The organism is Granulicella pectinivorans (genome assembly GCF_900114625.1).
GTDB classification, from domain to species: Bacteria; Acidobacteriota; Terriglobia; order Terriglobales; family Acidobacteriaceae; genus Edaphobacter; species Edaphobacter pectinivorans.
Genome location: NZ_FOZL01000001.1, coordinates 504,781 through 515,894, shown reverse-complemented (window position 1 = coordinate 515,894; position 11,114 = coordinate 504,781). Strand labels below are relative to the sequence as shown.

Annotated in this window: 5 protein-coding genes and 1 tRNA gene; 1 reads left to right on the top strand and 5 read right to left on the bottom strand. The window is 59.6% G+C overall.

The window, feature by feature from the left end; genetic code table 11:
• Window positions 1-104: 104 nt before the first annotated feature.
• The gene (locus tag BM400_RS01995) at window positions 105-1,376 is read right to left on the bottom strand and encodes an ABC transporter permease (RefSeq protein ID WP_089841375.1); all 1,272 of its coding nucleotides are present in this window, start codon (window positions 1,374-1,376) and stop codon (window positions 105-107) included.
• 73 nt (window positions 1,377-1,449) lie between these two features.
• On the opposite strand from BM400_RS01995, the gene BM400_RS01990 reads away from it, so the two are divergent.
• A tRNA-Ser gene (locus BM400_RS01990) sits at window positions 1,450-1,539 on the top strand.
• Window positions 1,540-1,775: 236 nt separating this feature from the next.
• On the opposite strand, the gene BM400_RS01985 is transcribed toward BM400_RS01990, so the two are convergent.
• From BM400_RS01985 to BM400_RS01970, 4 genes are read right to left on the bottom strand one after another with little or no spacing between them, the layout of a single operon-like run.
• Window positions 1,776-3,344: an efflux transporter outer membrane subunit gene (locus BM400_RS01985; protein WP_089836145.1), complete on the bottom strand. Its 1,569-nt coding sequence runs from the start codon at window positions 3,342-3,344 to the stop codon at window positions 1,776-1,778.
• Window positions 3,341-6,472 carry an efflux RND transporter permease subunit gene (locus BM400_RS01980; protein ID WP_089836143.1) on the bottom strand — a complete coding sequence of 1,044 codons (3,132 nt, stop codon included), beginning with the start codon at window positions 6,470-6,472 and terminating at the stop codon, window positions 3,341-3,343. Before BM400_RS01980 ends, BM400_RS01985 begins: the two co-directional genes overlap by 4 nt.
• Complete coding sequence (locus tag BM400_RS01975; RefSeq protein WP_089836141.1) at window positions 6,469-9,813, bottom strand: efflux RND transporter permease subunit; 3,345 nt, start codon at window positions 9,811-9,813, stop codon at window positions 6,469-6,471. The genes BM400_RS01980 and BM400_RS01975 overlap by 4 nt, the downstream gene beginning before the upstream one ends.
• The gene (locus BM400_RS01970) at window positions 9,810-11,054 is read right to left on the bottom strand and encodes an efflux RND transporter periplasmic adaptor subunit (RefSeq protein WP_089836139.1); all 1,245 of its coding nucleotides are present in this window, start codon (window positions 11,052-11,054) and stop codon (window positions 9,810-9,812) included. The genes BM400_RS01975 and BM400_RS01970 overlap by 4 nt, the downstream gene beginning before the upstream one ends.
• Window positions 11,055-11,114: the final 60 nt, after the last annotated feature.

Sequence of the window (11,114 nt, the reverse complement as noted above, 5' to 3'; positions counted from 1 at the left end):
TTTTCGCGTCGCCCACCTGTAAGTCCTTTAGAACACCAGGATACGGACAAACAAAAAGGTGCACCGAAAACAGTGCACCTTTAAGAGGTGAGAGGTCCAACCACTTACTCGTACTTCAGCGTCTCCACCGGGTCCAGACGAGCCGCCCGGTTCGCCGGAAGCGTCCCGAAGATGATCCCCACGATCACCGAAGTCGAAAGCGCGATCACCGCCGAAAGCGGGTCCACGGGGATCGTATACGGCGTCAAAAAACGCACCGAAAGCGGAATCGCCAGCCCGATCGCCGTCCCGATAATGCCCCCGCATAGCGAAAGCAGCACCGACTCCGTCAAAAATTGCAGACGAATCTCCAGACGCGTAGCCCCCAGCGCCTTGCGTATCCCGATCTCACGCAGCCGCGACTGCACATTTGCCAGCATCGAATTCATGATGCCCACGCCCGAAACGATCAGCGTCACCATCGCCGCCAGCGACAGCACAATCGTCAACATATCGGCAATTTTGGCCATCTTCACCAGCAACTCCGTCAACGTCACCGCGTTATAAACCGACGTTGGACGATGCCGCGACCGGATAATCTCCAGGATCCGCTTGCTCGCCGGCTCCACCATCGCCGCGTCCTTCGTGGTGAAGAAAATCTCCTTCACCGTATCGGTCCCGGTAAAGTAGCGCGCCACCGGATAGGGAATCAGCAGCGTCTGCTCGCTGATCTCCGACATCCCATACGTATCGAAGCTCTCCTTGAACACCCCGATAATCGTGATCGGAATCCCCAGCACGCTGATCGTCTGCCCCACGGCCGCATTCGAAGTCCCAAACAAAGTCTTCGCCAGTGGTTCGACCATTACGGCGACCTTCTGGTGTCCCAGCGAATCTTCCTCGTCGAAAAACCGGCCAGCCAGCACCTGCAAATTCCGAACAGTCTTATACTCCGGCGACACCCCCAGGATCATCGTGTCCTTGGTGACACCGCCGCCCACGCTGATCGGATGATGCGTCTCCAGCATCGGCGACGAAGCCACGATGCCCGGAACCTCATCCAGTACCGCAGTCATATCCTCGCGGGTCATAAAGTCCGGCGTGGCCGAGTTGTCCGGGCCAACCGTGCTTCCGCCCGCGAACTGCACCTCAATTTTGTTGGGGCCCATGCTCGTCAGTTGGTCCAGAGCATACTGTTTGCCCGTAAGTCCAAGCGTAGCAACGAGAATGATGGATGCGGATCCAATGATCATGCCCAGCATCGTCAGCAAGAACCGAACCTTGCTCGCCCTGAAGCTGTCAATGGCGAGATGGAAGATATCGGAAAAGAGCATCGTCGATCGCGCGCTCGCGAGGGTCGAGTCGAAGGTGCTCTTGGTTGTGCCAGCCGTTGCCATCTTCATTAGACGCTATCGCATTTCGATACGATGCGGTAGTTTCGTCATCGTACAATCGTACTGGTACGACCGCGGAGGGATGTGTGAGCGGTTGAAACAGGCGGTCTTGAAAACCGCTTAGCCTTGACGGGCTACGGGGGTTCGAATCCCTCTCCCTCCGCCATTCAGCCTTCATAATGATCAACTTGCGAGATGTTGTAAACCACGGTTGCCCTTTACGGGTATTCTGTCGAGTTTTCAACTCATTCGGGAAACAGAGAAGCTAAGTAGCCGATTGGCATGGCGATACTGGACCCGTTTCTCTCGCGATGAGGAGCTTGGTCTGTGGAATGGCAACTCAAGCGAATGCCTGTCTCGCCGGCACTTGAATCCTTAGAGGCCCCGGGAAGGTCCCCTGCTTCATTTCTGAATGGTGCTATCCGCTTTGCTGAAGCGCGCTGAAACTTGAGCGGGAGTCGGCAGGTCCGAGTTACTCCAACCTCCCCCTAAGGCTTGTATGAGCTGCACGGACGCTGTCATCTGCGAGGTTCTCACTGTCACCAGGTTCGTTTGATCGCTGAGGAGAGTGAGCTGCGTTTGCACCACGTTGAGATACGGGTCGACGCCCGCTTCATAGCGAGCTGTTTCCAGATCGAGAGACTTTTGCGCCGAAGCGGCCGCGGTTTGCTGCTGCAGATACTGCCGCGCAAGGATGCGTGACGATGCGATGTAATCCTCGACCTGCTGGAAGGCAGTGAGCACCGTCTGACGATAGGCGGCGACATCCGCGTTATAGGTGGCGATATCTTGATTCACGGTGGCTCGGCGCAGACCGGCATCGAAGATCGTCTCCGATGCGGAGGCGCCGACCGACCAGACTCGGCTCGGCCAGTCGAAGAGTTGCGCGATCGCTGCGCTCTCCGTGCCGGCGCTGGCGGTGAGTGGGATCGTCGGGAAGTAGGCTGCCGTGGCCACGCCGATCAGCGCGTTCGCCGAGGCCATCTGCCGTTCCGCGGCAGCGACGTCAGGCCGCCGCTCGAGAAGCTGCGACGGCATGCCAATCGGGATCGCGGGCGGAGTTGCGTCCAGCGGCTTGGTCGGGATCGAGAAGCTGGAGGGATTGACGCCCACAAGCACCGCGATGGCATGTTCATATTGCGCACGGAGGATGCCCAGGTTGGTCGCGGCAGCCTCGGCATTCTGGAGCGTGTTCTCGGCTTCGACAACCGCTGCCTGGTCGTCGATCCCCGTGTCGTAAAGCCCGCGCGTCAGCTCAACCGACTTGCGATCGGCTTCGATCGTCTTCTTGTAAACCTCGCTCAAGGCATCCTGCCCGCGCAGTTCAAAGAGATAGATGGCTAAGTTGGACTGCTCGCTCAGCCGCTCGTTCTCAAGATCGGCCGCGCTCACTTGTGCAGCATACTGGTTCGCACTCACCTGGTTGCGCACCTTGCCAAACAGATCCGGCTCCCAGGAGGCCTCGAATGGGATGGAGAACAGCGAGGTCTGTCTTCCTCCTGTCGTGATCGTACTCGTGGTGGCGGTTGTTCCTCCTGTGGTGGTGGCGTTGGTCCCCGTACTGGTGGTGGTGTTCGCGGAGGATCGCGAGCGTGTGACGCTGGGTGCGACGCCGAGCGTTGGATAAAGCTGCGACCTCGCCTGCGCAATCAGCGTCCGCGCCTCCATGTAGTTCTGGAAGTATTGCTTGATGTTCTGATTGTCGATGTTGAGCTTGTCTTCAAGATCATTGAGCTCCGCGTCGTTGTAGATCAGCCACCACTTCCCACGCAGCATGGCGTCCTGCGGTTGCGCGGGTTTCCAATCGCCGGAGCCTTCGGGCGCGGGCGTCGCGGCCTCCTTGTACTGCGTCGGCGGGGGCGCGGGCAACGCCGCGGGTCTCGTATAGTGCGGACCGACACGGCAGCCGGCGAGCAGAGACAGGCTGAGAGCGGCAAGGGAAATCGAGCCAATACGTAGAGGGGTGTTCATCCGTGAGCCTCCGACGGCGCCGTCGTGGGTGTTGCGTTGCCCGCATGATCCTTACCTGCAAAACGAAGCCGTATGCGATCCAGCGTGAGGTAGACAACGGGCGTGGTGTACAGCGTGAGCATCTGACTGACGAGGAGGCCGCCGACAATGGTGATGCCTAGCGGGCGGCGCAACTCCGAACCCGTTCCCGTACCGAAGGCCAGCGGAAGAGCGCCAAAGAGCGCCGCCATGGTCGTCATCAGGATAGGACGGAAGCGCAGGATGCAGGCCTCGAAGATAGCCTCTTCGGTATTCATGCCCTGCTCGCGCTCAGCCTGCAGCGCGAAGTCGATCATCATAATTGCATTCTTCTTGACGATGCCGATCAGCAGCACAATGCCAATGATCGAGATAACGTTCAGGTCTTGGTGGAAGAGCATCAGCGCCAGCATCGCACCCACGCTCGCCGAGGGCAACGTGGAGAGAATTGTGAGGGGATGAATCAGGCTCTCATAAAGCACCCCAAGCACGATGTACACGGCGAGCAGCGCGGTCAGGATGAGGTAGGGCTCGGAACCGAGGGATTGCTGATACGCCTGCAATGTTCCTGAGAAGAACCCCTGAACCGTCGTGGGCAGGTTCAGCTTCTGCTTCAGGCCTTCGATCGCCTGGGTCGCGTCGCTGAGCGAAAGGCCCGAGGCCAGGTTGAAGGATACGGTGACCGATGGGAAGAGGCTTGTGTGATTCAGAGCAAGCGGAGTCGTGCCCGGAGTCGCCGTGCTGAAGGATGCGAGCGGCGTGTTGCCCGAAGCCGTTGTCGAAGAAGCATTCGGATTGTGGAAGTACACGGTCTTCAGGCCATCCGGACGCTGCCAGTATTGCGGAGCAACCTCGAGCACCACGTAGTACTGGTTGAGCTGCGTATAGATCAGCGACACCTCCGATTGACCGAAGGATCCATAGAGCGCACTGTCGATCGACGTCGCGGTCTGGCCGAGCCTTGCCGCGGTCACGCGATCGAAGTTGACCTTCTCTTCCAGGCCACCCATCTGCTGATCGGAACTGACGTCCTGAAAGCCGGGCAGGCGCTGCATCCCGGCAAGGATCTTCGGGCCATACGTCTGCAGGTCATCGACGCTGTCCGCTTCGAGCGTGTACTGATACATCGCATTGCTCGAGCGGCCACCGATGCGGATGTCCTGCTGGGCCTGGAGGAATGCGGAGGCAACGGGAAGCGCATTCAGCTTTGGCCGCAAGCGATTGATAACATCCGCCGCGCTCGTCTTACGGACCGCCAGGGGCTTGAGCGAGATAAAGATGTTGCCCGTATTGGTCGCGCCCTGGCCACCCGTGAAGCCGATGACATGTTGCACGGCAGGATCTTTCCCGATGACGCCCTGGATCTTCTGGATCGAGTCGTTCATCACGTTATAAGACGCATCCTGTGGCCCGCGGGCCGCACCCGCGAGATTCCCCGTATCCTGCTGCGGAAAGAAGCCCTTCGGAATGCGAACGACAATGATGACGTTGAGCGCAATCGTGAGACCGAGGAGCACAAGCATCAAGACAGAGTTATCGAGCGCCCAGTGCAGGCTGGAGCGATAGACTCTCAAAACCCAGTCGAAGAACCTTTGGGTGATGTTGTAGAACCACCCATGTTTCATCCCATGCTCGCTCTTGAGCAGATAGGCGCACATCATGGGGGTGGTCGTCAGCGAGATCACCATCGACACCAGGATGGCGGTGGAAAGTGTCACCGCGAACTCCCGGAACAAGCGTCCGACGATACCGCCCATCATGAGCAGCGGAATGAAGACCGCGATCAGCGAGATGCTGATGGATAGAACGGTGAACCCAATCTCCTTCGCCCCAAGCATCGCGGCGTCGAAGGCCGACATCCCCGCCTCCAGATGGCGGGTGATGTTCTCCATCACGACGATGGCATCGTCCACGACGAAGCCGGTGGAGATCGTAAGAGCCATCAGAGACAGGTTGTCGATCGAATAGCCCAACAGGTACATGACCGCGAAGGTGCCGATGAGCGAAACCGGAACCGCCACCGCGGGGATCAGTGTGGCGCGGCCGTTCCGCAGGAAGAAGAAGACAACGCCGATCACAAGAACGATGGAGAGAACCAGCGTCCGTTCGACATCGTTCACGCTGGCCCGGATGGTCGTCGTGCGGTCCAGGACGACCGTCATATCGATGCCTTGCGGAATCGAGGCCTTCAACGACGGGATCTGTGCGTAGATGCGATCCACCGTGTCGATGATGTTGGCGCCCGGCTGGCGGAAGACAATCAACACGACCGCGCGTTTGCCGTCGAGATAGCCAGAGGTGCGAATATTCTGCGTCGAATCGACGACATCCGCGACGTCGGAAAGTCGAATCGCCGCGCCATTCTTATAGGCGACCACGATCGGTTGATACTCTGCCGCGTGCGAAAGCTGGCCGTTCACGACAATATCCGCGGTGTGGTCTCCATCGGTGATCTGGCCGCGCGCGAGATTGGTGTTTTGCAGACTCAGGACCGACTGCAGGTTCGCCATCGTAAGCCCGTAGCCGGCCAGTTTGTTCGGGTCGACCTCCACGCGGACCGAAGGCAACGCACCGCCGCCAGGGTTTACCTGACCGACGCCCTGGATTTGAGAGAGCTTCTGCTGAACCACGGTCGAGGCTTCATCGTAGAGCTTGGACGCCCCATACTTGTCCGACGTCAGGCCGATGATCATGATCGGCGAGTCCGCGGGATTCACCTTGCGGTAGGTCGGATTGGAGGGCAGGTTCGCAGGCAGGTAACTGCGGGCTGCGTTGATAGCGGCTTCCACATCGCGCGCTGCGCCGTCGATATCGCGGCTGAGGTCGAACTGGATGGTGATGGAGGTCGCTCCCAGCGTGCTGGAAGAGGTCATCTCCGTCACACCCGCAATATGGCCGAACTGGCGTTCGAGCGGTGTCGCGACGGACGAAGCCATGATGTCCGCGCTTGCACCCGAAAGGCTCGCGGCAACAGCGATGGTTGGGAAATCAACCTGGGGCAGAGGCGAGACCGGCAACACGGTAAAGCACACCCCACCGGCGATCGCGATGGCGATGGTGAGCAGAATCGTCGCGACGGGGCGGTGGATGAAGGGCGAGGAGAGGTTCACGCTTGTCCGCCCTCGGGCTGCAGGCCCTGACCGCTTTGACCATGATCGCTCGCGTCGCCACCGTGACCGGGGGCATGCTCACCGGTCCTTTGCTCCGGCTTGCGCTTGCTGAAGCGCTTCGCCAGGTTGTCGAAGAAAATGTAGATCACCGGAGTCGTATAGAGCGTCAGTACCTGGCTGACCATCAGTCCGCCGACCATCACGATGCCGAGCGGACGGCGAAGCTCCGAACCGATGCCATGGCCGAAGGCAAGGGGAAGACCACCCAGAAGCGCCGCCATCGTTGTCATCATGATCGGGCGGAAGCGCAGCGTTGCCGCCTCGAAGATCGCTTCCGCCGAGGTCTTGCCATGGTCGCGCTCTGCCTCCAGGGCAAAGTCGACCATCATGATGCCGTTCTTTTTCACAATGCCGATGAGCAGCACGATCCCGATGATCGCAACCACGCTGAGGTCTTGATGAAACAGGATCAGCGACAGGAAGGCTCCAACGCCAGCCGAAGGAAGTGTGGACAGGATCGTGATGGGATGGATGAAGCTCTCGTACAGCACGCCCAGCACGATGTACACGGTGACCAGCGCAGCGAGAATCAGCAGAGGCTCGTTGGAAAGCGAGTTGCGGAAAGAAGCCGCCGTTCCCTGGAAGTCCGCCTGCACACTCGGCGGCATCTTCATGTCCTTCTGGATCTTCGTGACCTTGGTGATTGCCGTTCCCAGCGATGCGTTGGACGCAAGATTGAACGATACGGTGACGGAGGGAAACTGCCCTTGATGCGTGATGGACAGTGGCTCGGTGGCTGTTTCGAAGTGCGAGAACGCACTCAACGGAACGGAGTTCGAGTAGGTCGATCCGCTGGTCGAAGTCGGAGCGACATGGGTCAGCGCGTTGACTGGCGCGTTCAGCGTCGGTGTGGACGCCGTGTACGCGGCAGTGGTAGTCAGCGCGTTGCTTCCCGCAGAGGTGGAACCTTGGCCGGACGACGTCGCCGCAGCGCCCGTAGCCGCGCTCGAAGCATTTGCCTGGATAAACAGATGGTTCAGCTTGTTCGGATCCTGCTGGAACTGAGGCTGCGCTTCGAGGATCACGTGGTACTGATTCAACTGCGTGTACATCGTGTTGATCTGGCGCTGTCCGAATGCGTCATACAGTGTTTGATCGACCGTGGTCGGCGCAATCCCCAGACGGGAAGCCGTGGGGCGATCGATCACGAGCGAAACCGCAAGGCCACCCAACTGCTGATCCGTCGCGACATCCTCGAGCTCTGGCAACTGCTTGAGCTGGGCCACGAACTTGTCCGTCCACTGATTCAACTCCGCTTGATCCGCATCTTCGAGGGTGTACTGATACTGTGTGCGGCTCACGCGATCGTCGACCGTGATGTTCTGCACGGGCTGCATGTACAGCGTGATGCCCGCGACATCCTTCAGCTTCGTCTGTAGCCTGCGAATGACATCCGCGGCCGATGCGTCGCGATCCTCAAGCGGCTTCAGGTTGATGGAGAACCGTCCGCTGTTCCCGGTGGTGTTCGTGCCATCGGCGCCGATGAAGGCGGAGAGACTTTGGACCGCGGGATCCGTCAGGATGATCTTGCTGAGTTCCTGCGTCTTCGCCGTCATCTCCTTGACGCCGATCGTCTGCGGCGCCTGCGAGATGCCCTGAATCACGCCCGTGTCCTGCACCGGGAAGAAACCCTTGGGCACAATGATGTAGAGAAAGACCGTGAGTGCCAACGTGGCAACGGCCACCAGCAGTGTGGCGGTCTGGTGCGTGAGAACCCACTTCAGCGTCCGTCCGTAGAAAGCGATCATGCTCTCGAACACACGCTCGGACGCCTGATAAAACCGGCCTTCCTGCGCCTTGGGATCGTGCTTGAGAATGCGCGCGGCCATCATGGGCGTGAGCGTCAAAGACACCACGGCCGAGAGGATGATGGTGACCGCAAGCGTCACGGCGAACTCACGGAAGAGGCGGCCGACCACGTCGCCCATAAACAGCAAGGGGATGAGCACGGCAATAAGAGAGACGGTCAGCGAAAGAATCGTGAACCCGATCTGCTCTGCGCCCTTGAGCGCAGCCTCCATCGGCGGCATCCCTTCTTCGAGATAGCGTGAGATGTTCTCCACCATGACAATCGCATCGTCCACCACAAACCCGGTGGAGATCGTCAACGCCATCAGCGAAAGGTTGTCCAGCGAATAGCCGAGAGCGTACATGGCGCCCATCGTTCCCACCAGGGACAGAGGCACCGCCACCGCTGGGATGATCGTCGCATACAGGTTTCGCAGGAAGAGAAAGATGACGAGAATGACCAGGCCGATCGTCAGCACCAGCTCGAACTCCACATCGCTCACGGACGCCTGAATGGGCGTGGTCAAGTCGGTGAGTGTCGTGACCTCGATGCCTGCCGGCAGGTTGGCCTTGAGCTGTGGCAGCAGAGCCTTGATGCTCTTCACCACGGAGATCGTATTGCCGCCCGGCTGGCGCTGCACATTCAAAATGATGGCGGGCGTCGTGTTCATCCACGCGGCCTGCGTCGTGTTCTCCACGCTGTCGACGATATTCGCGACATCCGGCAACATCACCGGAGCTCCGTTGCGATACGCGACCACAACCTTCCTGTAGTCCGCGCTCGAAACCAACTGATCGTTGGCATCGATCTGGTAGTCCTGCCGGCCACCGTCGAAGTTGCCCTTCGCCGCGTTGACACTGGCCGAAGTGAGGGCGGTGCGAAGATCTTCCATCCCAAGCCCATAGGATGACAGCGCCGTGGGATTGGCTTGAATGCGAACGGCCGGCTTCTGTCCACCGCTGATGCTCACAAGGCCAACGCCGTTGAGCTGCGAGATCTTGGGCGCAAGCCGCGTGTCGACGAGATCTTCCACCTGTGGCAGCGGAATATTCTTCGAGGTCACAGCCAGTGTCATCACCGGAGCATCCGCCGGGTTCGTTTTGCTGTAGATCGGCGGCGAGGGCAGGTTGGCCGGGAGAAAGTTCTGCGCGGCGTTGATGGCTGCCTGGACTTCTTCTTCCGCCACGTCGATGTTCAGCGACAGGTTGAACTGCAGCACGATGACGGAGTTACCGCCCGCGCTGGTGGAGGTCATCTGACTCAGCCCTTGCAGCTCGCCGAACTGACGCTCGAGCGGAGCGGTCACCGTGGTTGCCGTCACCTCGGGGCTTGCGCCGGGATAGAACGTCAACACCTGGATCGTCGGGTAGTCCACCTCAGGCAAAGCCGAGACAGGCAGTTGTGTATAAGCCACAATGCCCACCAGCAAGATCGCCGCCATCAGAAGCGCCGTCGCCACAGGACGGAGAATAAACGGTCGGGATGGGCTCAAGGCGTGTTGCTCCCGGTGCTCTGTCCCGGTGCGGCGCCCTGATCGGAAAACTTCACCTGCGACCCGGACTGCAACTTGTCGAAGCTCGAGTTGGCCACCACTTGCCCTGGGTTGACGCCTGTGACCTGCGACGTATCTCCGTCCGTCACGCCGACCTTGACCGGCTGCATCTGCGCTTTGTTGTTCGCAATCACGTAGACGAACGTGCTCTTATCGCTGTGCTGCACCGTTGAGCTGGGCAACAGCGTTACATTCTGCAGGGTATTGACCAGCAGCCGTGCGTTGACGAACTCATTCGGATACAGCGTGCCGTCTCGATTGTCGAACTGCGCGCGCGCCTTTACGGTTCCGGTCGTTGTATCCACTTGGTTGTCAAGTGATAACAAGGTGCCGGAGGCGATCTTCTTGAGCGCCGTGCGGTCGAACGCGTCCACCGTAAGCTTCGTGCCGCCCTTCATGCGTGGAAGGACCTGGCCCAGAGCATCTTCGGCAAGCGAGAAGATCACGGTGATGGGCTGGACCTGGGTGATGACCACAAGCGGCGTCGTTCCGCTCGCAGTGACGAGGTTACCCGGGTCGATGAGGCGAAGACCCACGCGTCCACTGATCGGCGCGACGATGTGGCAGAAGTCCACCTGCACCTGATCGAACTGCACGGTGCCTTCGTCCTGCTTGACCGTGCCCTGATCCTGCAGCACAATCTTCTCCTGGTCTTCAAACGTCTGACGCGGAATTGCGTTCTTCGCCCAGGCCTGCCGATAACGCTCAAGGTCCATCTGCGCTTCCGCAAGAATTCCTTGATCGTGAAGCAGCGTTCCCTGCGCGGTCAGAAGGTTGGCGCGATAGGGTCGCGAATCAAGATCGACAAGCGGATCGCCTTTCTTCACCATCTGTCCTTCGCGGTAGTGAACGGCAACAACCACGCCCGTGACCTGTGCCGTGATCGACGAAGTGTACACCGGGGTCACCGTGCCGATGCCTTCCTGATAGATGCCAATGCTCCCTTGCTTCGCCGTAGCAGGCACCACAGGCACGGTTCCACCGCCTGCTCTCGCTGGCTTGGCAGCGGCCGTGTCATGCCGGTGCATCACCCACCAGAAGGCGAGGAAGAAAACAAGCAGAAGAATGCCCCACACGATGAAGCGCGACGCATCCTTGCGTTTGTGCTCTGGGGTGCCGGTGGTGGCTGGGAGCAGATGGGCGGGATCCGATATCGGCTGCTCGGAGCTATCGAGAGACAATATTGCACTCTCCTCAATCTTCCGTCGGAAGATGAATTCTCTACCAACCAATGACGAAGG